The organism is Streptomyces sp. NPDC001027 (assembly GCF_040299045.1).
In the GTDB taxonomy this organism is placed as follows: domain Bacteria; phylum Actinomycetota; class Actinomycetes; order Streptomycetales; family Streptomycetaceae; genus Streptomyces.
Genome location: NZ_JBEPBI010000026.1, coordinates 1 through 22,198 on the forward strand (window position 1 = coordinate 1; position 22,198 = coordinate 22,198).

General features: G+C 71.1%; 15 protein-coding genes and 2 pseudogenes. 6 read left to right on the forward strand and 11 right to left on the reverse strand.

The annotated features are described in order from the left end of the window. The first annotated feature begins 84 nt into the window (after positions 1 to 84). Together ABT300_RS10750 and ABT300_RS10755 are read left to right on the forward strand one after the other, a co-directional pair. A complete protein-coding gene (locus ABT300_RS10750; RefSeq protein WP_502977916.1) occupies positions 85 to 2,553 on the forward strand; it encodes an SWIM zinc finger family protein in 2,469 nt (822 codons plus the stop codon). A gap of 242 nt (positions 2,554 to 2,795) precedes the next feature. Continuing rightward, positions 2,796 to 4,745, forward strand: coding sequence for an ABC transporter ATP-binding protein (locus tag ABT300_RS10755; protein WP_351673931.1), 1,950 nt, complete (start codon positions 2,796 to 2,798; stop codon positions 4,743 to 4,745). 214 nt (positions 4,746 to 4,959) lie between these two features. Here ABT300_RS10755 and ABT300_RS10760 read toward each other — a convergent pair whose 3' ends face one another. The 7 genes from ABT300_RS10760 to ABT300_RS10790 all read right to left on the reverse strand — a co-directional run bounded on the left by ABT300_RS10760 (position 4,960) and on the right by ABT300_RS10790 (position 11,863). After that, positions 4,960 to 7,272 carry an ABC transporter permease gene (locus ABT300_RS10760; RefSeq protein WP_351673991.1) on the reverse strand — a complete coding sequence of 771 codons (2,313 nt, stop codon included), beginning with the start codon at positions 7,270 to 7,272 and terminating at the stop codon, positions 4,960 to 4,962. Between the two features lie 101 nt (positions 7,273 to 7,373). After that, positions 7,374 to 8,066 (reverse strand): ABC transporter ATP-binding protein, encoded by a 693-nt coding sequence (locus ABT300_RS10765; protein WP_351673932.1) that lies wholly within the window; start codon positions 8,064 to 8,066, stop codon positions 7,374 to 7,376. After that, on the reverse strand, positions 8,063 to 8,587 hold the full coding sequence (locus ABT300_RS10770; RefSeq protein ID WP_351673933.1) for a PadR family transcriptional regulator: 525 nt from the start codon (positions 8,585 to 8,587) through the stop codon (positions 8,063 to 8,065). Before ABT300_RS10770 ends, ABT300_RS10765 begins: the two co-directional genes overlap by 4 nt. A gap of 250 nt (positions 8,588 to 8,837) precedes the next feature. Next, positions 8,838 to 9,932, reverse strand: a complete 1,095-nt coding sequence (locus tag ABT300_RS10775) for an ABC transporter ATP-binding protein (RefSeq protein ID WP_351673934.1) — start codon at positions 9,930 to 9,932, stop codon at positions 8,838 to 8,840. Then, the gene (gene modB, locus ABT300_RS10780; protein ID WP_351673935.1) at positions 9,929 to 10,825 is read right to left on the reverse strand and encodes a molybdate ABC transporter permease subunit; all 897 of its coding nucleotides are present in this window, start codon (positions 10,823 to 10,825) and stop codon (positions 9,929 to 9,931) included. The genes ABT300_RS10775 and modB overlap by 4 nt, the downstream gene beginning before the upstream one ends. Continuing rightward, positions 10,822 to 11,649, reverse strand: coding sequence for a molybdate ABC transporter substrate-binding protein (modA, locus tag ABT300_RS10785; RefSeq protein ID WP_351673936.1), 828 nt, complete (start codon positions 11,647 to 11,649; stop codon positions 10,822 to 10,824). The genes modB and modA overlap by 4 nt, the downstream gene beginning before the upstream one ends. Before the next feature lie 31 nt (positions 11,650 to 11,680). Further along, complete coding sequence (locus ABT300_RS10790; protein WP_351673937.1) at positions 11,681 to 11,863, reverse strand: hypothetical protein; 183 nt, start codon at positions 11,861 to 11,863, stop codon at positions 11,681 to 11,683. Between the two features lie 1,177 nt (positions 11,864 to 13,040). Here ABT300_RS10790 and ABT300_RS10800 point away from each other — a divergent pair. After that, positions 13,041 to 13,526 carry a transposase gene (locus ABT300_RS10800; protein ID WP_351673938.1) on the forward strand — a complete coding sequence of 162 codons (486 nt, stop codon included), beginning with the start codon at positions 13,041 to 13,043 and terminating at the stop codon, positions 13,524 to 13,526. Positions 13,527 to 13,701: 175 nt separating this feature from the next. Here ABT300_RS10800 and ABT300_RS10805 read toward each other — a convergent pair whose 3' ends face one another. Beyond that, a complete protein-coding gene (locus ABT300_RS10805) occupies positions 13,702 to 17,079 on the reverse strand; it encodes a type ISP restriction/modification enzyme (RefSeq protein ID WP_351673939.1) in 3,378 nt (1,125 codons plus the stop codon). 247 nt (positions 17,080 to 17,326) lie between these two features. Between ABT300_RS10805 and ABT300_RS10810 the strand changes: the two are divergent. Beyond that, positions 17,327 to 17,542, forward strand: a pseudogene (locus ABT300_RS10810) (VapC toxin family PIN domain ribonuclease); the annotation flags it as partial. A 3-nt stretch (positions 17,543 to 17,545) separates the two neighbouring features. Here the strand turns inward: ABT300_RS10810 and ABT300_RS10815 are convergent. The 3 genes and pseudogenes from ABT300_RS10815 to ABT300_RS10830 all read right to left on the reverse strand — a co-directional run. Beyond that, positions 17,546 to 18,628, reverse strand: coding sequence for a hypothetical protein (locus ABT300_RS10815; RefSeq protein ID WP_351673940.1), 1,083 nt, complete (start codon positions 18,626 to 18,628; stop codon positions 17,546 to 17,548). Positions 18,629 to 19,390: 762 nt separating this feature from the next. After that, a complete protein-coding gene (locus ABT300_RS10825) occupies positions 19,391 to 19,732 on the reverse strand; it encodes a hypothetical protein (RefSeq protein ID WP_351673941.1) in 342 nt (113 codons plus the stop codon). Between the two features lie 33 nt (positions 19,733 to 19,765). After that, positions 19,766 to 20,069: pseudogene (locus ABT300_RS10830) on the reverse strand (IS5/IS1182 family transposase); the annotation flags it as partial. A 55-nt stretch (positions 20,070 to 20,124) separates the two neighbouring features. Between ABT300_RS10830 and ABT300_RS10835 the strand changes: the two are divergent. Together ABT300_RS10835 and ABT300_RS10840 are read left to right on the forward strand one after the other, a co-directional pair. Continuing rightward, complete coding sequence (locus ABT300_RS10835) at positions 20,125 to 20,562, forward strand: cytidine/deoxycytidylate deaminase family protein (protein ID WP_351673942.1); 438 nt, start codon at positions 20,125 to 20,127, stop codon at positions 20,560 to 20,562. 98 nt (positions 20,563 to 20,660) lie between these two features. Continuing rightward, complete coding sequence (locus ABT300_RS10840) at positions 20,661 to 22,004, forward strand: endonuclease domain-containing protein (protein WP_351673943.1); 1,344 nt, start codon at positions 20,661 to 20,663, stop codon at positions 22,002 to 22,004. The last annotated feature ends 194 nt before the right edge of the window (positions 22,005 to 22,198 follow it).

The following is a 22,198-nucleotide window of genomic DNA, read 5'->3' on the forward strand; positions in this document are numbered from 1 at the left end:
CAAGGCGGAGGAGGGCGTCGATGCGGAGCATCGGCAACCGACGACGACGCGGCAGATGCGCACGCCGCACCCGGCGTCTGCGGCGTGATCCGAACGACAGGCCCTGACCCCGGCCCGGCCGACGAGGCGCGCCGGGCGCTGCGGGCGGCCCGGGAGCGGCAGCAGGAACAGACCGCGCAGCAGACCGCGCCGGAGCAGCGCGCCGAGCGGCGAACGGACCGGTCCGACCGTCCCACGACCCCCGCGGCGCCCCGGCCCGGCGACGCCGCCCGCGCCGCGCTGCGCAGGCCCTCGCAGCCCGCTCCCCCCATGGCCGACCCGGGCTCCGCGGCGGACTCCGGTCCCGTCGACGCGCCTGGTTCCGCGGCCTACTCCGCCACCGCTGAAGCCGGGGGCCCGGCGACCGACAGCGGTCCGACGGCCGATGCCGGCGCGGTGCCCGCCGCGGTTCTCTCGACCGGCGACGGTCGTGCGGGCGACTCCGCGCCGGTGGGCGACGCAGCCGCCGATGCCGCGGCGTCGGCCTCCGCCGGCGCGGAGACCGCCGCCGTGAACCGGCTCCGGACCGCGGCGCCCGCCGCGCCGCCCGCCGCAGGACCGGCGGCCGAGGATCCGGCGGGCACCGGCGCCTCGGCGACCGACACGCCGCCGACCCCGTCCTCCCCGCGCCTGACGCCCGTCCGGAACACCGCGCCCCCACAGAGCGGACCCGTCCCGGACGCCGCGACCGCTCCGCCCGTGAGCGCGGGCCCGCGTCCCGGGGACGTCGCCCGTGAAGCCCTGCGCGCGGCCCGGGCCCAGGCGCGCCGCGGCCCCTTCGCAGGCGAGCCGCCGACACCTGCCGAGGCGACGACGGCGCCGGCCGCACACCCGGCCCCTGGGACGGCCCCCCGCCTACGTCGGCACCGTCCCGACCGGAGCCCCGGGGTGCGCTCCGCCGCGCTGTCCGCCGGACGCTCCGCCGACGTCCGGCGAGCGGACCGCGCACCCGACCGGATCGCCGACGAACGCGCCCGCGCGGTGAGGGAGTCGCTGGCCGACTCCTTCCGCATGCCGTCGGACGACGACACGGTCGACCCCGGTCCCGCACTCGATCCAGATCCCGCACCCGCGCTCGATTCCGCACCCGAGCGCCTCTCCGAGCCCGGCCCCGGACCGGAGCGCGCGCGAGGGAACCGCCGGGACCGCGCGGAGAGCGGCCACGACGGCCTCGACAGTGCCGACGGTCGCGACGGCCGGGGGGACCGCGCCTTCTCGCCGGCGCTCGACGACGTCCCGCCCCCCGCCCCCCGTTCGATGGCCGCACCCTCCCGGGACGGCGATCACCGCCGCACCTTCCCGGCCTTCCCTCCACGCACCGGCGGCTCCTTCGCCGGGACATGGTGGGGGAACGCCTGGGTCACCGCGCTGGAGGAGGGCGCCCTCGACTCCCGGCGCGTGGTCCGCGGGCGCGGTTACGCGGAGCAGGGAAACGTGGACGCGATCACGGTCACGCCGGGACACGTCCTCGCCTACGTGCAGGGCAGCCGCCCCCGCCCGTACCGCGTCCAGGTCCGGCTGCGCACTCTCGGCGAGGAGGACTGGGAGCGCTTCCTGGCCGCCGCCGTCGAGCACCCGGGGCACATCGCCGCCCTGCTCGACAAGGAGATGCCGGAGTCGCTCGCCGCCTGCGGGGTGCCGCTGCTGCCCGGCCCCGGCGACCTGGAACCGCACTGCAGCTGCCCCGACCGCGGCCACCCGTGCAAGCACGCGGCCGCGCTCTGCTACCAGACCGCGCGGCTGCTCGACGCCGACCCGTTCGTGCTGCTCCTGCTGCGCGGCCGGGGCGAGCGCGAGCTGCTGGACGCGCTGTCCCGGCGCAACGCCGCCCGGGCGGCCCGCGCCGCACAGGAGCGGCGGCCGCTACTGCTGCCGGGCGTGCGGGCCGCGGAAGTCCTCGCCGAGCGGCGGCTGCCGCCCCTGCCGGCCCCGCTGCCGGCGCCCGCGCACCCCGAGCAGCCCCCGGTGTACCCGTCCGCGCCGAACGGTCCGGACTCCTTCGCGCTGGACCATCTCGCGACCGACGCGGCCGCCCGCGCCCACGCCCTGCTGACCACCGGCCACGACGGGATCGGCGCGCTGACCCTCTGGCAGGACGCCGTACGGCTCGCCGCGTCCCGGCCCGGCTCCGGGCTCACCGTCGCCACCCGGGCCCTGTACGCCTCGCTGGCCGCCGCCGCCGGCCGCACCCCGTCCGAACTGGCGCGCGCGGTGGCCGCGTGGCGACAGGGCGGACCGGACGGGCTCGCCGTCCTGGAGGAGTCCTGGGACCCGCCCGCAGGCCGCTTCGACCGCGCCCGGCCCCTCCTTCTGGCCGCCGACCTGCCCGCCTTCCGCCCGCGCCGCAACCACCTCACCCACCCCCGCGGCCATGTCCAACTCCGCTTCGGCCAGGACGGGTTGTGGTACGCGTACGAGTCCGAACCGGGCCGTGACGACTGGTGGCCGCGCGGCACCCCCGACCCGGACCCGGTGGGCGCGCTCACCGGACTGGGCGGCACGGGCGAGCTCTGATCGCGGGCCGGCGCGCCCCGATCCGCTGAACCGGCTAGGCCCTGCCCCGCGGGAGCGAGGTCGGCGCCGACCGCCGCCGACCGCCGCCGACCGCCGTCGGCTGCCTTCGACCGCCGTCGAACAGGTCCGGTGCGTAGGGGGAAGTGCGCTGGTGTCCGATTCTCGCCGTTCAGCGGTAAATGCCTGGACTGTGGACCTTCCCGGACGGGACACTTCCGACTTCCGAAACCACCGGGAGCGTGATGGGAACGACAGATACGCCAGGGTCGACGCCGGGCAGGAGCGCCGTCGTCCTGGCGCTGCGCCGCTACGGCCTGGAACTGCTGCGACTACGACGACTGGCCCTGCCCGCGCTGCTGTTGCCGGCCGTGGGCAACATCGGGACCCGCTACGTCGCCCCCCTGCTGATCGCCGAACTGGCCGGAAAGGCCGCCGACGACAGCGGTCTCGACCTCGCCTCGGCGCTGCCGTACGTGCTGGGCTTCGGCGCGACGCTGCTGCTCGCCGAGGCCGTGTGGCGGGTCGGGCAGCACTGCCTGAACCGGGTGGACGCCCTCGGCATGGAGCACCTGTACGTGAGCGGCATGGACGAACTCCTCGCCAAGGACGCGGCGTTCTTCCACGACAACTTCGCCGGCTCCCTGACCAAACGGGTGTTGAGCTTCGGCAAGCGCTTCGAGGACTTCGTCGACACGATGACGTACCGGATCGTGGGCAGTCTCGTCCCGCTGGTGTTCGGCGCCGTGGTGCTGTGGAGCTACGAGCCGATGCTCGTCGCCGGCCTTCTCGTGATGATCGCGCTCACCGCGCTGGCCGCGACCCCGCTGATCCGTCGTCGGCAGCGGCTCGTCCACGACCGTGAGGCGGCGATCGCCCGGGTCTCCGGACACGTCGCGGACAGTCTCGCCAACATGGAGACCATCCGGGCGTTCGCGGCCGAGCGGCGGGAGGCCGACGAGCACCGCAGCCGTGTCGCGGAGTCCCGGCGTCTGACGCTGAGGTCATGGGACTACGGCAATCTGCGCGTCGACACCCTGATCGCCCCTCTGTCCGTGCTGACCAACGTGCTGGGCCTGGTGGTCGCCATCGCCTTCGGCGGCCCGGGTCGAGGAGTGGAGGAGGTCGTCATCGCCTTCACCTACTACTCCAACGCGACCCAGATCATGTTCGAGTTCAACCAGATCTACCGGCGGCTGGAAAGCTCGATGACCGAGGCCGCGCAGTTCACGGAGCTGCTGCTGGATCCGCCCACCGTGCTCGATCCGACGGAACCCGAACCGCTCGCGACGCGGGACACCGGCGTCCGCTTCGAGGCGGTGACGTTCGCCCACGCGGGCGCGAAGCCGATCTTCCAAAATCTCGAACTGGACGTGCCCGCGGGGGCGAGGATCGGTCTGGTCGGCAGGTCCGGCGGCGGCAAGACCACACTGACCCGGCTCCTGCTGCGGATGTCGGACATCGACGGCGGACGCATCCTGATCGGCGGTCAGGACATCAGCCGGCTGCGCCAGAGCGACCTGCGCTCCCTGATCGCCTACGTTCCGCAGGAACCCGCCATGTTCCACCGCAGCCTGCGGGACAACATCGCCTTCGCCCGGCCCGGCGCCACCGACGACGAGATCCGCGCCGCTGCCGTGGCCGCGCACGTCACGGAGTTCGCCGACCAACTCCCGGAGGGATTCGGCACCTTGGTGGGGGAGCGGGGAGTGAAGCTCTCGGGCGGCCAGCGTCAGCGCGTCGCCCTCGCCCGGGCCATCCTGCGCGACGCCCCGATCCTGCTGCTCGACGAGGCGACCAGCGCACTGGACTCGGAGAGCGAGCTCCTCGTCCAGGACGCCCTGTGGCGGTTGATGGACGGACGCACGGCCCTGGTGGTCGCCCACCGTCTGAGCACCGTCGCCGGCATGGACCGGCTGGTCGTCCTCGACCGCGGAAGCGTCGTCGAGGAGGGATCCCACGAGGAGCTGCTCGCGGCGGACGGCGCGTACGCCAAGCTGTGGCAGCACCAGTCGGGCGGCTTCCTGGGCGAGAGCACCGAGCCCGCCCCGGAAAGCACGGCCCCGGAAAGCCCGGCCGCGGAAACCCCGGCCCAGGGAGGCGGTTCCGGCGGGCTGCCCGGACCGGCCGATCCGACGCCCGACGAGGACCCCAGGGCCTCGTCGCCCCTTCGGACGGGCGCCGGGTCCGCGTGACCGGGTCCGGCGGGCGCCGTCCCGAGGAGGCGTCCGGCGTCTGACGCCCGTGCCCCCGGGCGCGCTGTCGTCCTCACGGGCCCGGGCCGGGCGGGGCGCCCCCGGTCCGGTCCGGGCAGCGACGCGGGCCCGGGCCGACTCCGACCGGGCCTGCCCGCGTGCGGCAGTGGGTCCCTCCCGGCGGGAGAGGCCCACTGCGTCGCCGGGGTGCGGACTACTCCGTGCGCAGGCCCGCAGGGCGCATCATGCGCAGCAGCGGCGGCAGGCTCAGCAGCGTGACCGCCCCGACCACGCCCGCGCCCACACCGGTCATGGCGAGCACGCTCGTCCAGTCCATCGTCACCGGCGTCCGGGTCATCTTCAGCAGGACGACGCCGAGGGCCACCCCCACCGCCGTGGCCAGGACGAGGCCGAGCCCGACCGGGAGGGCCGTCTGCCACAGCACCGACATGCTCAGCGTGCGGCGCCGGGTGCCGAAGGCGACCAGCGCGGAGAGCAGCTTGCGGCGCTCGCGCAGCTGCTCCAGCTGGGAGACCAGCAGACTGGCGCCGATCAGCGCCAGCACGAAGGCGGAGCCGACGAACAGGCCGGTGCGGATGGAGGTGTACCGATGGTTCTCCTGGGCCGCCGTCCACCCGAAGGTCTGTGCCAGGGGGTCGACGCGGGCGGCGACGTTGCGCACGTACTCCCGTGAGTCCGGCACCGCGGGATCCAGGCGCAGGTAGACGCCGTCCGAGAACACCGCGGGCGCGGCCGCGGGGGGCAGGGCGGCGGTGGTGACCAGCAGGCTGGTGTAGTCCAGCAGCGAGTCCTTGCGCGCGTCCACCACCCGCACGCTCGCCGGCACGGTCCAGGGCACTTCGAGGCCGCGGTCCGCGCCGTCGTACGACGGGTCGATGTAGAGCTGCCGGCCGGGCTTGATCAGGGCGATCTCGGAGGCGTTGCCGGAGTCCGCGTAGCCGGTGCGCGTTCTCGTGACGAACACGTCGCCGTCCTTGCAGGAGGGCAGCGCGGCGAGTTCGCGCAGGGCGGCGCAGTCGCCCACGGTCAGGCCTTCGCTGTTCTCCGGGTTGCGACGGGCGTCCCCGTACTGGGAGCGGGCCAGGGCCACCGCGGCCCGGACGCCCTTGGCGCCGGCGAACTCGCGCTCGACGCCGGACAGCTGTCTGGGGCCGCTGAAGTCGACCTGCATCTGGACCCGGGCGGGGTCCTGGCCGGTGTTCTCGGTGTACTGGTCCTGCGTGCCCGTGAAGAGCATCTGCAGCGCGATGGCCCCGGCCACCGCCACGGCGATGCCGTTGACCATGCGGGCGGCGACGCCGCTGCTCAGCTGCAGCCGGCGCACGGCCAGCTGCCAGGACAGCGGGCCCCTGCCGAGCCGGACGACGACCGCCTCCACCACCCAGGGCAGCAGGGCGGTGATGCCGATCAGCAGCATCAGGACGCCGCCGATGACGAGGTACTGGTTGAAGTCCCCGTTCTTGTGGCCCTGGCCGATCATCGGGTAGAGCATCGCGAGGCCGGCCAGCGGCGGCAGCAGCCGCCACCACAGCCGACGGCGGCGCTGCTCGGCCGCGCGCACCACGCCGAGGGGCTCGACGACGACGCCGCGCATCGCGAGCAGCGTGACCAGCACCGCGGCGACCGGCACCGCCACCGCGACCAGCGCGGCGAGCGCGGGAGCGGGGTCGAGGTAGCTGGGCCACACGCTCACGCCCAGCAGCTCGCCGGCGCCCAGTCTCTGCCGGCCGAGCAGGAAGAGGCCGGCGCCCACGGCCAGGCCCAGCACGGATCCGGCCAGCGCCTCTCCCGCCGCGATCCGCCGGGTCATGCCCTGGTCGGAGCCGACCAGGCGCAGCGCGGCGAGGCGGCGGTCGCGGCGTTCGCCGCCGAAGCGGACGGCGGCCGCGATGAACACGGCGACCGGCGTCAGCAGCACGACGAACACGACCGCGACCATGAGCAGCAGCACCGGGTCGGTCTCCTCCGGCGTCACGTCCGGTCGGCCGAACTCGGTCAGCCGCGTCGCCAGGGCGCCGTCCGACAGCGTCAGCCCCGAGGCCCCCGCGTAGTAGGCCAATTCGTGCGAGCCGACCAGCCCGCGCTCGCCGATCGTGCCGATGATCCGGTACGGCAGACGCTCGCGCAGCAGTCGCGCGTCGCCCGAGTCGAGCAGTTTCCCGAGCGCGGGGGAGACCACCATCTCGCCCTTGCCAGGGAAGCGGTCGACCCCCGGGGGCAGCGGCGCCCGCGCGCCCTCGGGTTCGATGAACCGGCCCCGGACGTCGTCGTCGTGCCAGGCGGTGTCGGCGTCGGCGATCAGCAGGGTGTCGTCGGCCTTGGCGGGAACATCGCGGGAGAACAGGTCGGCGTAGCGGGCGTCCTCCACCCTGCTGCGGGAGGCCAGCACGTTGGGCGTGGCGGCGCACAGCAGGAGCAGGAACACGCCGAGGCCGACGCCGACCGCTGTCAGCGTCGTGCGGACCCAGCCCTCGCGGCCGCCGGTGACCGCGAACCGGGCTCCCATGGCCAGGTCCGCGGTCCTTCCCCACGCCCGGCCCGTCCCCGGCTTCCGGCTCCGCCCGAGCAGGGGGACCTCCGTGCGTACCGGGCGCTCCTCGCGCGGACTCATACGGCGCGCTCCATGTCCCGGGACTTGCCGTCGCGTACGACGACCTCGCGGTCCGAGTAGGCGGCCACCCGTGCCTCGTGGGTGACGAGGACGACGGCGGCGTCGGCGGACCGGGCCGCCTCCGTGAGCAGGCTCATCACCCGTTCGCCGTTGGAGGAGTCGAGCGCGCCGGTCGGTTCGTCGGCGAACAGCACCCGGGGGCCGGTGACCAGGGAGCGGGCCACGGCGACGCGCTGGCCCTGGCCGCCGGAGACCTCGCCGGGCCGCTGGTCCTTCAGGTCGTCGACCTCCAGGCGTTCCATCCAGCCGAGCGCCGCCCGCTCGGCCTCCTTGCGGGACGCGCCGTTCAGCCTGAGCGGCAGGGCGACGTTCTCCACGCAGGTCAGTTCCGGGACGAGCTGCCCGAACTGGAACACGAAGCCGAACTCGGAGCGACGCAGCGCGCTGCGCCCCCCGTCGCTCATCGTCGTCACCTCGCGGCCGTTGTAGAGGATCGACCCGGAGTCGGGCGGCAGGATGCCCGCGAGGCAGTGCAGCAGCGTCGACTTGCCGGAGCCGGAAGGGCCCATGACGGCGACGACCTCGCCGGGGTGGATGGAGAACGCGGCGCCGTCGAGGGCGGCGGTGGGCCCGTAGGTCTTGCGCAGGTCCTGTGCGACGAGCAGGGCGCCGGGGGGAGAAGTCGTCATCGGGCCAGAGCCTCACGGAGTCTGTCGAGTCGGGCGGCGGTCAGCTCCAGCCAGCGCAGGTCCGCCTCGAGGTGGAAGAGGGCGTGGTCGCAGATCAGTTGGTCCGCCAGATCGCCGTTGCGCTTGCGGTCGGTCAGGATGCGCATGCTGCGCAGGTGCTCGGAGCGCTGGACGTCCAGGATGTCGGCGGCGTCCCGGTGGGTGAGCAGCGCGAGGACGACCTTGGTGTAGAGCTCCGACTGGAGGTACTCCTCCGGCTTCTGCGGGGTCGCGAGCCACTTCGTCACGTCGGTGACGCCGGCGTCGGTGATGGCGTAGCGCTTGCGCTCCGGGCCGGACCCTGCCTCCACGCCGTCGACCTCGACGAGGCCGTTCTTCAGCAGCCGGGACATCGTCGAGTAGACCTGGCCGTAGTGCAGCGGCCGGTCGTGACCGAACGTCTCGTCGAAGGCCCGCTTCAGGTCGTAACCGTGGCGCGGGCCGGACTCCAGGAGCCCCAAAAGGGTGTGACCGATGGACATGAGGATCACTCTACACGCGGTGTATACGTCGTGTGTATACACAGCATGTATACACGGGGTGCGCCGCCCATGACGCGGTGTGCGACCCCGCAGGTGAGAGGCGCGAGCCGCACCTCGTCACGATCCGGAAACGGACTCCGCGCCCCTGGGCTCCGTGCCGACCCGTCGCAGCCGCGAGGGAAGGGCCGTGCCACGCCTCGCGGGCCCGGGGTCGGGGCCGGGTGTCCGGGCCCGCGGCTTCGTGGGTCCCTCAGGCGGGGTACGCGTGTGTCTGGGCAGCCTTGACGGTCGCCCACACCGTGGCCCCGGGGCGGAGGTCGAGTTCGGCGGCGGCGACCGTGGTGAGGTCGGCGGCCAGGGGGAGTTCGCCGGTGAGGTCGGCGCGGATCTGGTCGCCGTGGATTTCCAGGCCGGCGACCTCGCAGCGCCAGAGGTTGCGGGCGCTGGAGCCGGTGGGGCGGTCGCGGTGGAGGGTGACCGCGCTGGGCGGGAAGGCGACGAAGACGGGGCCGGTGAGGTCCTCGGTGGTCGTGATGCCCGGGCCGTCGTCGATGCGGACCGTGTGTCCCTCGGCCCGTCCCCGGTAGAGGTTGAGGCCGACCAGATGGGCGATGTAGTCGGTGCGCGGGTGGCGGGCGATGTCGGAGGGCGTGCCCTGCTGGACGATGCGGCCCTCCTCGACGACGACGAGGTGGTCGGCCAGGACCATGGCGTCCAGCGGGTCGTGGGTGACGAGTACGGCGACGGCCTCGAAGTCGGCGAGATGGCGGCGCAGTTGGGCGCGGACGTCGAGGCGGGTGCGGGCGTCGAGGGCGGCGAGCGGCTCGTCGAGGAGGAGCAGGCGGGGGCGGGTGGCCAGGGCGCGGGCGAGGGCGACGCGCTGCGCCTGACCGCCGGAGAGCTTCCGCGGCTTGGCTCCCGCATGGGCGGCGAGGCCCATGCGCTCCAGCCACTCGGCGGCCTGGGCGCGGGCCTCCGCCTTGGTCGCGCCGTGGCAGCGCGGGCCGAAGGCCACGTTGTCCAGTGCGGTGAGGTGCGGAAACAGCAGGTAGTCCTGGAAGACGACGCCGACCGGGCGGGACTCCGGCGGCGTACGGTCGAGCTCCGCGCCGTCCAGCCGGAGGTGGCCGTCGGTGAGCGGGAGGAGACCGGCGAGCGCGCGCAGGGCGGTGCTCTTGCCGGCGCCGTTGGGGCCGAGCAGTGCGACGACGTCACCGGGCGCAGCGGTCAGCTCGAGGTCGAGACGGAAGGAGCCGCGCTCGACCACCAGCCGGGCGTCGAGCCCCGCACCGGCCGGGCCGAGCGCGCCGACGGCGTCCTGACGGGTCTTCTCGGCGCCGGTCATGAGGCGGTCATCCAGCGATCGCGCAGTCCCGCGAGGACCGCGACCGACACGGCGAGCAGGACCAGGCTGAGGGCGATCGCGGCCTCCGGGTCGCTCTGCAACGCGAGGTAGACCGCCAGCGGCATGGTCTGGGTGCGGCCGGGGAAGTTGCCGGCGAAGGTGATGGTCGCGCCGAACTCGCCGAGCGCCCGCGCCCACGCCAGTACCGCCCCGGCCGCGATGCCGGGGGCGATGAGCGGCAGCGTGACCCGGCGGAACGCGGTGAAGCGGGAAGCGCCCAGAGTGCTGGCGGCCTCCTCGTAGCGCGGGTCGGCGGCCCGCAGGGCGCCCTCCACGCTGATGACGAGGAACGGCATGGCGACGAACGCCTCGGCGACCACGACTCCCGCGGTGGTGAACGGCAACGTGAGACCGAACCAGTCGTCCAGCCACCGCCCCACGACGCCGTTGCGGCCGAGCGCCATCAGCAGGGCCACGCCGCCCACCACCGGCGGCAGGACGAGAGGGAGGGTGACGAGCGCCCGTACGAGACCGCGCCCCGGGAACTCGACCCGGGCCAGCAGCCATGCCAGGGGCACACCGATCACCAGGCTCACCGCGGTCGCCGCCGTCGCGCAGACCAGGGACAGCTGGAGCGCCTGCCACACCTCGGCGCTGGTCAGCAGGTCGGGCATGCTGCGCCAGGGAGCCCGGATCAGCAGGGCGAGGAGCGGGAGGGCCAGGAACGCCGCACCGACCAGCGCCGACAGGAGGAGAGGCAGCGGCACGCCCCCGCGGCCTGCCCGGCCCCGACGGCCTCCGTGGCCCCGACGGCCCCCGCGGACGCGGCTGCGCCGCGGGCCCCCGGTCAGGGTGTCCGCGGCGTCGGCCTTGTCCAGGGACGGGGAGGTCACGGCTTCAGGAACCCGGCTTCGGTCAGGACCTTCTGGCCCTCGGCGGACTGCACGAGGGCGATGAACGCCTTGGCGGTGTCGGCGTTCTCGGAGTCCTTGAGCAGGGTGATCGGGTAGTCGTTGACGGCGCCGGCCGATTCGGGGAAGTCCACGCCCTCCACCTTGTCACCCGCGGCCTTCACATCGGTCTTGTAGACGACGGCGGCGTCGGCCTCCTTCAGGACCACCTTGTTCAGGGCGGCCTTGACGTCCTCCTCGTAGGAGACGGGGGTGAGCTTCAGCCCGCTGGCGTCCAGGGCCTTCTGGGCGGCGGCGCCGCACGGCACGGTCTTGTCGCACAGCACGACCTTCAGGCCGGACTTGGTGAGGTCCCTGAGGGAGGCGACCTTGTCCGGGTTACCGGGCAGGGTGGCGATCTCCAGTTGGTTGCGGACGAAGGTGGCGGGCGTGCCGGAGGCGCCCCCCGCATCCGTGACGATCTTCATCGTCTTGGGGCTGGCGGAGGCGAACACGTCGGCCGGGGCGCCGCCGGTGATGCTCGCGGCGAGGGTGTCGCTGCCGCCGAAGTTGAAGGTGACCTTCGCGCCCGGGTGGGCCTCCTCGAACGCCTTGCCCAGGGCCGTGAAGCTCTCCTTGAGGGAGGCGGCCGCGAAGACGGTGACCGTGCCGGACAGCTTCGGCGACGAGGACGCCGAAGCGGAGCTGTCCGAACCGGACGACGAGGAGTCGTCGGAGGAGGAGCACGCGCTCAGGGTCAGCAACGCGACGGCGCCCACGCCGGCTGCCTGCAGGGTCCGGCGGGTCCGGCGCGCGGAACGGGTCATCACGGATCTACTCCTTCTCACGAATCACTGCTCAGGGGCTCTCGACGGCCACGTCGGTCGACTTGATCACTGCAACCGCCGGAACCCCGGGCTCCGGTTCCAGCTCCTCGGCCGACTCCCGGCTGACCAGGGACACCACCCGGAACGGCCCGGATCTGCACCTGCGGCCGACGCCGGGTAAGGCTGCCGCGTCCCCGATCCGATAGGTGTGCATGCGTCGATGATATGCCGCAGATGCGAGGCCAAAGGTACCGATCTCATTGCAGCAGTCGGGCTGTCAGGCGATGGAGTTGGCATTTGCGTTTGTTCGGGGTGCCACCGGTCGACCGTGCCGGCTCTCAGCTCGTCCTGCCTCAGGACCGCTGCGGCGCCCGGTACATCAGCGGCATCGAAGCGATCCGAGTGGACGGCGGACACCCCGTGTGGACCTGACGGCGTCCGCGCAGGGGCCAGGACCCGGCGCGAAGTCGTCCGCTGCCTCGAACGCCACGCGGCCCGCGAGGTCTTCCAGCTGGTACAACAGCTACGGTTCGCACCCCGCTCACAGGGGCTGCCGTGACAGATGAGAGGCTCAGGCGGGTGAGTGAGACACCGATGAACACCCTGCAATACCGCTTCGACGGACCCGAAGACGCTCCGGTCCTGATCCTCGGTCCCTCACTGGGCACCACCTGGCACAGGTTGTAGAGACCGTCCAGGGGCGTCTACGCCAGTCCAGCGCGGGCATGAAATCGCAGGTCAGGGCCTGCTGGTCTGGGAGGGGCCGCCCAGTTGGTGATGGCTGTGTGATAGGCGAGTGATACGGCGAGGGCCCCGCCTGGGGGCTTTGCGTGGAGCCGTGAGATGACGAAGCCGCACCGGAGAGCTCCGGCGCGGCTTCGTCATGAGATCGGCTGCGCTGTCGGGTCACGATGCGGTCGGCGCCTCATGCGGCCCGTGTCCCTGTGACGTTTTCGGGGTGCGCCTACTTTGCGATTGCACTCGCACATGCGTCTGAGGAGCCGGTTCCGTCAGAGAGCGCAGCACCTCCTCGAGCACGGCTCTGCCCAATCGGGGTGAGGTCGACCTGGCTGTGGACACGCACGGCGAGGTTCACGTCGCCGCCCCGGTTCCCCGGGTGGGGAAGGTCATGGGCACCGAATCCTCTCCGGCGACGGCCGCCAGCTGCTGGCAGCTGACGTCTGCGCCCGCCAAACTGGATACGGTTGCGCCGTGCGGGGGTGGAGGGCGCCGGCACCTTCGGAGCGAGCCTGTCCCACTACCTCCTCGCCCAGTACGTCCAGGTGTATGAGGTGAACCGGCCCGATCGCTCGAGCCGCCGGTTGCCCTGCAAGTCGGACCGATAGACGCGCGGGCCGTGCTCGGTGGCCGCGCCCGGAGACGAGGACTCGGTGGCCCAGGCCACCCACCTGACGTTGCGCATGCTGGCCGAGCGCGTCGAGCAGCTCACCGGGCAGACCGATGAGCTGAACCAGCGCCTGACCCGGCTCGTCGTACGCCACGCACCGCAGCTGCTCGAGCGGGTGGGCATCGGTCCGGACAGCGCCGTCACGCTTCTGATCACCATGGGAGACAACCCCGACCGGCTGAATACCGAGGCGTCCTTTGCTGCCCTTTGCGGAGTCAGCCCCATCGAGTACTCATCCGGCCGGCGGAGCACGCACCGACTCAGCCACGGCGGCGACCGCCAGGCGAACGCCGCCGTGCACCGCATCGTCTTCACCCGCCTGCGCCACGACCTGCGCACCCAGGCGTACTACGAACGCCGCACCCAGGAAGGCAAGACCCGACGCGAAATCATCCGATGCCTTAAGCGATATGCCGCCCACGAGGTGTTCAACCTGGGCAGACGGGTTTCCCGCGCCCCCGCGTTATAGGGGGCGTCTGTGATCGCTCGTGACAGGTGAGGATTCCCGGGGGATCGCTCCGGCGGGGGTCCCGCGTAGACGGGGACCTGATACGACGACGCCCCGCTGGCTTGCTGCGGCCGGGCGTCGTCGTGCAGATATTCCGTTGATGTTGCGGGCGTCAGGCACTCAGGCCGGGTGGGTGTCAGTCCGAGAAGTCGAGGCTCTCCTGACCAGGGCCGGGGGTGTGTCGAGACTTCCGCGGCGGTTTCGGTTCCTTGGTTGCGTAGGCAGGTACGGGCAGGATGCCCTCGCCTCGTAGGTCGTCGGTGGTGATGAGCGGGCCGCTGCTCACGGCGTTCAGCAGCCGGGCCTGTCGGGGTTCGAGGGCCACGAGAAGCCCGAGCGCGTTGATGAGGTCAAGCAGGTCGACAGTCCACCGGGCAGGCCAGGTCAGGGGCAGGATGTCGTTCAACGGGGTCTGTCGTTCCACGTCTGGCTTGCGCTTGCGGAAGCTGAACCACTTTCGGATCACCTGCACCCCGCCGATCCGATAGTCCCAGACTTCCGGCGCCACCGGACGTATGCAGCCCGTGCCCACCGTGAGGGTTCGCGTGGACGCGTCGTAAGAGATGTCCGCAGGTAACCCGTCGTCCTCTCCGATCACGACGACGCATTCCGGTCGTTCCTCCGGGGGAAGCCTCGGGGGCGAGCCAGATGAACTGTCGTGGTGGGAGGCGAAGCGCTGGCCGTACGTGTGGATCCACACCGTGCGCCTGCCCACTTCCACCAGCTCCGCCCATAGAGCCGGATCGCGTGTCAGAGGGATACGGGCACCACGCTCGGCGAGGTTCGCGGCGAAGCGGCGGGTGTAGCCGCTGTGGCCGGCTGTTCCCGCGATGTACGCGAAGAGGTCCTCGGCGGTGACCGTCACGCCGTGCGTCTTGGTGAGCAGCCGCAGCAGGCCAGGGGTGACGTTCGGTTCAGCCTGGTGGGGGTGGCGGTAGAGAGGGGCGACGCGGCCGCCTTCGGTGCCTTTGAAGTGGTGCATGTCGGGCAGAAGGGCGGTGAAACTCACCGCCGGCCCTGGACGGCCTGATTCCGTGTGAAGTTCGGACAGGTAGATCTGACGCTGGTCGTTGTGGGCGAACCACAAGGCCGGTCGCGGAAAGTCGATCACTCGCCTGTCCGCGATGATGTACTGCCTGTCGAAGGTCATCCGGCCGTAGGGAACAATGATCGGCAACGTCTCCTTCTCCGCGGCAAGGCTGTCCCTTTCCTGCTGCCCGGGCAGTGGCGGTTCCGGCTTGTCCGGACGGCGGTCTCTGGTGGTTTTCAGCAGTGCAGCCTTGTCCAGCGCCGGGGCTTGGACGAGCCTGCGCCACCGGCTCTCCAGGACGTCCGGGCTGGGTGAGACGGGCCAGCTGCGGTTGTTCTTGTTGCCGGAGCTCGTCCAGGGCAGCAGGGCGTCCACCGGTGGCATTGTCGACCACTCAGAGTCGGACAGGGCGTGAAAAGGCGCGGTCCACTGTGTGGGGCATGGTTGCCAGGAGGTCCCTCCACGATGGCCGTCGAGGCCAAGCCCTTCCAGCCAGTCGAACTTCTCCTCGCGTGTGCCCGCGGGGACGTCGAGTCGCCAGACCCGCGCCGGTGTACCCGTGTCCGGGGCGCCATGGCGGACGAAGACGGCGATGCAGATCTCCCGCTTGACATCCTGGAAGACACGGGTGCGCGTGTCGGAGTAGGCGCCCTCGGGGGAGAGCCCGATGATCCAGCCCTCGTCGGCGACCTCGCGCAGGTAGTGGCGCATGCCGGCCGAGCCCTCGCTGTCCAGGTATCCGGAGTTGGTGATGAGGGCGACGATCCCGCTGGGGGCCTTCGGCGCTCCCGAGGCGGTCAACTGGTCGAAGACCTTCCAGGTGGACCACGCCCAGAAGTAGACGTAGAGGTTGTCGAGGGCGTATCCGACGCGTCCGTTGTCCTCTGGGTGGAAGCGGGCGAGGATCGGGCCCTGGCCGTTCGGGTTGCCCTCGGTGACCCAGCGTCCGACGCCCGACTGTCTCGCTCCCCGCAGGTAGGGCGGATTGCCGATGACCACCATGACCTTCTCGTCCGCCTTGATCTTGTTCGCCATTCGGCGGTGGCGGGCGATCGCCTCGTACATGAAGCCCAGGTGGTGCTCGACGGCGGGATCGTCGAGGGTGTCGGCCACCAGAAGCCTCGGCGGGCGGCGCGTGATGTCGGCGTCGTGGGACCGGAAGGCGTGGTGCACGCGGAGTTCGGCGACGGCGTACGGCCCGGTCTGTTTCTCCAGCCCGACCAGTCGGCCCGAGAGTTCCCGGAGAAGCCCGGACTTGAGCGCCCTGCCGTACTTCAGTGACAGGGACTTGGCGACGTGGTCGATGATGTTGATGAGGAAGGTCCCGGTGCCCATGGCCGGATCGACGACGGTGACGTCCTCGCTTCCGTACCCGTCCTCCTGGCCGAGCCGGTCACGCAGCACCTCGTCGGTGAAGCCGACCATGAAGCGGACGACCTCGCCGGCCGTGTAGTACGTACCCGTCCGCCGTCGCAGTTCCGGGTCGTAGGCGCTCAGAAAGCCCTCGTACAGGTGGAGGTAGGCGTCTCCGGTCTCGTCCTTGAACATCTCGGGGTCGACGGCCGACAAGACGTCGATCAGCGGGTCGATGATGCCCCGCAGATCGTCGAGGGCGTCGTCCGTCAGCACTGCGAGTGCCTTGCCCATCAAGGAATGCCGCTTGCCCAGTCGGATCGCGACCTCGGGGAGCGTGAGCCTGCCCAGATCAATGTGCTCAAGGCGAGCCAGCAGCATGGCAAACGTCAGCGTCTGACTGTATTGGTCCGCGAACTCCTCCGGGCGAGCGTCGGGGAAGAGCAGGTCCTTCCAGTTGTCGGCCAGGATCGAGAACGCAGCGTCAGCCTCCCCGTGCTCCTCGCGGGTGAGGCGTTCGGTGACCTCGTCACGCAGCAGGGCGCAGATTCCCGCGATGCGCTTGACCAGGTCGTTGATGCTGTCGTGGACGATGGGCGCCGGCAGGAAGAAGTGCGTGAGGGCACGCTCGAACCCGGTGTCCGCGACGACGAGTTGCCGACTACCGGAATCAAGATCTCCGACCAGGGTCCCGGTCGGTCCGACCTGTACGCCGAAACGGTAGACCGCCCACTGGTATCCGTCGGTGTACAGCACATTGTGGAGTGCCTTGATCTTCTCCCACTGCTTGCGGTAGTGGCTCTTCACCGACCACTTGTCCGGATCGGCCCCCGATCCCGGCTGCTTCAGCTCAACATGCCCTATGGTCCTGCCGCCGCAGGCGATGGCGAAGTCGGGCCGGATCCCGAGTTCCTTGATGCGACTCTGACCGTGGACGATGAGCTTGAGGCGTTGCCGCGAGGCCATGCCGCGCAGCAGATGCTCCACCGGCGCGGTCAGGCTGTCCTCCTTACTGCTGACCGCCCCTGCGGGACCTTGCAGCTTGGCCCTGACCTCCTCGCCGAACTGGGCGACGAGGTCCGCGACCGATCCGGTCGTGCCCTTTCCCGCCCAGACGTCCCCTCTTGCCATCGGCCCCCCAAGGTTGCACCCACGCCGACGATCAGACCCATACAGAATGCCCATGACATCTCAAGCAGCAAACACCGGTGGATGTGGGTTGATTGGTGACATGCCGCCAAAGGCCCGCGTATGGAGGTGGTTTGGGGCGTGAGCCGGGCGTGCGTCCCGGGCGTGCGTCAGCGTGCGGAGCGCGCAATCGGTGGACGGTACGGCGAACTTGCAGGCGCGCTGGGGCGATCGCGGGGGCAGCGTGCGTGCGTCAAACGCAGCCATCATGGCTGCGGGGCTCCTGGTGATGTCCCCGCTGCTGCTCTCGGAGATCGACCACGTCGCCACGCGCAAGCTCGGCCGTGCGGCGGCGCTCAGCGCGGTCGACGACATCCGGCATTGGGTGCGACGAGGCCGTGCCGTTCTGTCTGAGATCACGGATGATCATCTGAGTGCCACCCAGTCGGTGCGCGCCCGCTATCGCGGCTCAGGGGCCGTAGGGGCTCCAGTGCCCGAGGAAGGGTTTCAGGTCGTCGGCTCGTGGTTCGGGGATGTCGGGGAGTCGGGTCGGTGTGTGCAATGGGTCGAGGCGCTCGACGGTGGATGCTGCCCAGCTGATCCATGCTTCGGCTTCGATTCTGGTCTGCCCCGGTGGCATGGCCTCGACGCGTGTGCGTACCGCGCTCACGTACTCGATCAGTCGGGTGGCGTGGCGCCATGCCGCTTCCTGGGATTCCAGGTGCCTGACGCGGTACGCCTCGGCGTACCGGATGCGGGCTTGTTCCATGGCGGCTTCCCAGCGGATCCGCTTCTGGCGTGCCGCTTCGGCCTCGTCCCGGCGTCCGCGTTCGGCGGCTTCGCCGCGAAGCGTGACTTCCTGTGCGATCTCGGCGAGCTGCTCTTCGAGGGGACGGCCGGGAGTGTCGGCCCATTCGCTCGCTCGGTGTGGCTGGCCGCCGCTGAGGATGAAGCGGAGGCGTTCGGATGGGGTGTAGTCGAAGCGGGGGATTCTGACCCAGGAGTGCTTCTTGGCCTCGGCGAGTTCCTTCTCGGTGGCGACGTGCTCGGTCCGGTCCTGTTCCTGGAGGACGAGAAACCCCACGGGCTGGCCCTGTGCGGTGATGGTGAAGTGAGGATGTGCCCTGCGGCGGCGATGAGACGGCGGTGCGTAGCCGGTCTGCCCGGCCGAGCAGGTGTGTCCTTCGGCCTCGGCGGCGGTGATCACTGCCTGGATGAGCCGGAGAGCGCGTCCTTGGACGGGCTTGGTCAGGCCCAGGGGCTGGCGTTCGTTCTGCATGGCCCGGACCAAGGCGTGCGGCCGAGTGAGTCGGGCGGGCACGGGGACGGGGTCGAGGACAGCAAGACGCCAGGCGGGGATGTCGACGAGCTTGATCTCGTACCCGTCGCGGCACCAGTTTCCGTACAGCTCCTTCGTCTCCGGAATCCTTCCGGATCTGCGTGCGGCGGCGACGCGGGACGGCCACTTCTCCAAGTCGGGACCCCTGCCGCTCTTGACGATCCTGCCGTCGGCCTCCGCGAGATCCTGTAACAGCTGCTCCGTGAGCGTCACACGAGGCTGTGAGGGAGGGCTTGGCTTCCGCAGAGCGGCCTGAGTTACCTGCGCTCGGGGGGACTGGGGACGTGGAGCGGCGACCTGGGTCTTCCGCGCGCGTGAGTTGTGGGGAGGGTACGTGCCGTGTGCAAGGTAGTGCTGGCCGGCGCTCGTCACGGCGACGCTCCACTGCCCGGCCTTCCGGGAGACCGTTACCAGGCCCCGGTTGTGCAGTGCCTGACAGGTGGTCTTGTAGGAGCTGGTCTCCCAAACGCCGACAGGGCACCCGTCTTCCACCCACTTCAGCACCGAGAGTTGCCGCTCATTGACATGCCGTTCCAATGGCCCGCCTTCGACTCGAGGTTGACGTACGACGGCGGCATGGTGTCAGTTCCGTTCGTCGGCGGCGGGTGGTTCGAAAAAATTCGCTCGAACGAGCGAAGGCTGACGTGGGCCGTGGGCTCCTTTCAACCTGGCTGTGAGATCAAGGGGTTGCGGTGACGGGACAACGAAGCCACAGGTAGATGGGCTAACAGCAACCTTCTCCGCCTAGAGCCCCGAGTCATTGCCCACCCATCCGGGCTGCATCTGTCCACTTCCGTGCTATTGCTGCGGCGCGGGTTGGCCGCTCGCCGACGACAGACCGGCACCCGGCGGCGGCTGACCTGCAGCCGCCAGGCGCTGACGACCCTGGCCCCCCTGCGCTGCAACCACACCCTTGCCGAGCTCGCAGCCAGATTCCGCGTGGGCCTGCCCCCAGTCGTGTGTCGCCGCGCGAAGTCAAAAACCAAGCTGCGGAGGAACGTCTGATCGCCCGGGGCGGACTTGCGCGGCTGGTATGCGGCCGGGCAGGTAGACGAATCCGTTGCCGTTGTCGAGGAGCAGCCCCTCATCGATGCCGTCCACGGACCAGATGTCAACCGGCCCGCCAGTGTTGTTGATCTGGAGGAAGAACTCTGCTGTCTCCTCGCCCAGACAGACGAAGATCCCCTCCACTTCAGGGCAGCGGCTGCCGGCGATGCCCCGTGCGGCGCCCATCCGGGTCCAATCCAGGCCATGCTGTGCGATCGACTGCCGATTGAGCACGGACGAAACGTCGAAGAGGTTCGACGTATCAAACACGTCAGAAGTATAGGAGGCAGTGAGGCTTCCTCCTCAGATTGAGGCGGTCGGCTCCAGGGTGGGGACGGCCTTGACGAGGTCGGTGATACGGGTGGTGCCGCAGCGGAGCTTCCGCGGCAGGCGCCGGGACTTGAGGGTGGCATGGCCTGTTCGCCGAGTGCGCGGATCTTCCGGCGGGCAGGGTTGACGGCCTTCTTCCCGGCGGAGACTTGTTCCAGCGGCCGCGGAAGGGGATACGGACGGCGGGGCCGGAGCCCTGGTACGACTTGTCGGCCCGGCATCGGATGCCGCCGGTGTTGACGGCGTCGAGCAGACCATGGGAGCGGGCTGCCCGGACGGCCATGCCCTCTGCCCTGCCCACCCTTCGGCGTCCAGCTCCCCGCCTGCGTGACATGCGGACTCGCCGACGTTTCCGACACCCTCCCATCGACGAAGACTGTATTCTCCTCATCAACCGCCTCGCCGCACGCAACCACCAGGAAGGCACCGGCGGCCCGTTCGCCGCTCTCGTCGTCGAGGCCGAGACCGGCCGCATCCGATCAGCGGGCGTCGACATGGTCCTGGCCTTCGGCCTCTCCTCCGCCCATGCCGAGGTCGTCGCCCTGTCGCTCGCCCAGGCCGGCCCCGGCAGCTGGGACCTGGACGCCCCCGTAGGACCCGCCCTGGAACTCGTCGTCAACCGGCGGACCTGCGTCATGCGTTACAGCGCCGCGACGTGGTCAGGCGTGCGCCGCCTGTTCATGACCGCCCACGGACCCGAGGTCGAGGACCTGACCGGCCTCGACGAAGGCCCCATGCGGGAGGACTCCCACGCGCACGGGAGGCGCTGACGAACCAGATGCTGGGGGGAACATGGAGTTGCGGACGGCGGCCCGGCTGACCGAGGCGTGGAGACCCGTTGCCGGGTTGGTGCCGTTAGCCTGTGGCTATGTCAGAGCGTGTCCTGCCCGGTCGCACGAACGGCCTGATCACCCTGGTTGCCGCGGACACCCTGTGGGTCGATTTGACGGCCGACAGCGCTGTGCCGACGGCTCCTGGGGCATTCACCTGCTCTCCTGCCCGCGCCCGGATTGGATACGTCCTGCTCGGCAGCCATGCAGTGGCGACGGTGAGGGCGAGCGGCGGTCAGTGGAGTGTTGCGGAGGCTGAGGTGCGCCGGGCGGCCGCGGAGCTGAACGCCGTGGGGATGGATCGGCAGGACCTGGTCCGCGTCGGTCCGTTTCGTGGGGCACCGAGGCAGGAGTGCGACGAGGAAACGCCGCTGCGTTGGCGCCGGCGCATCACGGGGGAACTGCTGGAGCCGGGCGGCCCCGAGCGGGCAGCACGACGTGAACTCGGCCGGCCGTACCATCTGGCAGGGATTGACTGGCGACAGATGCTCGTGGAGCAGACCCGCGACGGGACGCAGCGCACGTGGTGGCTGCCGCGCTCTGTGGTCAGGCTGCTGGACGCGGCCGAGCACACCGAAACGCAGTGGGTGCAAGCCGCGCGGGCCCGCCAGGCAAGCGCAGCCGTCACCGAGCCACCCTCCCATCCACGGAAGGCCCGAGACGCCGACGGTCGGCAGACGACGAGCCTCGAGGGCCCCGTCGCCTCACTGCGCCCGTACAACAGAGAGCTGGAAGGTCAGCTGTACTCGGTGCTCAGCAGGAAGCCCGGTACCTCCCGCCGGGTGGCCGGGTGGGCGTGCGCCGTCTGCCGCACCGCGCCCGCCACCGTGCTCGACCACTGCCACGAACACGGCTACGTCCGCGCCCCCGTCTGCCAGTCCTGCAACACACTGGAACGCCCCGACCATCTGTACAGCAACGACATCCGCGTGGCGAACCGCTACACACGCCTCTTCCACACCGATACCGACGACTGGCTCCGCCACTGGCACCGCTGCCCAGGGTGCCGCGCACGCACCACCCTGTCCCTGCCGCACCTCGCCGCATGGACCGCCCACATAGCCTGCCGATCGCTGCGCCCGACCCACCGCGCCGCGCGCGGTCGCAAGCCCTGCGGTGTCCTGCGCGTGTCCTGGACGGGCAGTCAGAACGCGCCCCGTTCCTGCCTGCTCACTGTCGCCGTCGACTTCTGCCCCTCCGGCGAGCACCGGATCCTGGCGCGAGTCCCCTACCGCGAAGCCGCCGAGCGGTTTCGTGCCTGGTTGGCCGAGGTGGCCCCTGCCGTGGCCGCCGCGGCCGGTCCTGACCGCCTGGACGGTCTCCCTGCCCAGTTCCGACCAGTCATCGCGGACACCAGCGGCGAGGACCTGGAACTGTTTTGAGCGGGCACCGGGACAACTGACACCCCACCGTCACATCGCAGCTGCCGGCCCCCGACGCGGTCACCCCGCACGCCCCAGCGAAATGTGCAGCAGAGTCCTTGCGGTGGGTACAGCGACGCCTGGTCTCCATGGCCTGGACAGCGTGCGTGATCAAAGGCTTCGAGAACCTTGATCATCAGGGGCTTGCGCTCTCG

What these genes read in the sequence shown, in the direction of transcription:
- modA (WP_351673936.1), bottom strand. Translation starts at nt 11,649, where the DNA reads ATGACCCGTTCCGCGCGCCGGACCCGCCGGACCCTGCAGGCAGCCGGC.
- ABT300_RS10755 (WP_351673931.1), top strand. Translation starts at nt 2,796, where the DNA reads ATGGGAACGACAGATACGCCAGGGTCGACGCCGGGCAGGAGCGCCGTC.
- ABT300_RS10805 (WP_351673939.1), bottom strand. Translation starts at nt 17,079, where the DNA reads ATGGCAAGAGGGGACGTCTGGGCGGGAAAGGGCACGACCGGATCGGTC.
- ABT300_RS10770 (WP_351673933.1), bottom strand. Translation starts at nt 8,587, where the DNA reads ATGTCCATCGGTCACACCCTTTTGGGGCTCCTGGAGTCCGGCCCGCGC.
- ABT300_RS10760 (WP_351673991.1), bottom strand. Translation starts at nt 7,272, where the DNA reads ATGGGAGCCCGGTTCGCGGTCACCGGCGGCCGCGAGGGCTGGGTCCGC.
- ABT300_RS10840 (WP_351673943.1), top strand. Translation starts at nt 20,661, where the DNA reads ATGTCAGAGCGTGTCCTGCCCGGTCGCACGAACGGCCTGATCACCCTG.
- ABT300_RS10765 (WP_351673932.1), bottom strand. Translation starts at nt 8,066, where the DNA reads ATGACGACTTCTCCCCCCGGCGCCCTGCTCGTCGCACAGGACCTGCGC.
- ABT300_RS10775 (WP_351673934.1), bottom strand. Translation starts at nt 9,932, where the DNA reads ATGACCGGCGCCGAGAAGACCCGTCAGGACGCCGTCGGCGCGCTCGGC.
- ABT300_RS10835 (WP_351673942.1), top strand. Translation starts at nt 20,125, where the DNA reads ATGCGGACTCGCCGACGTTTCCGACACCCTCCCATCGACGAAGACTGT.
- ABT300_RS10790 (WP_351673937.1), bottom strand. Translation starts at nt 11,863, where the DNA reads ATGCACACCTATCGGATCGGGGACGCGGCAGCCTTACCCGGCGTCGGC.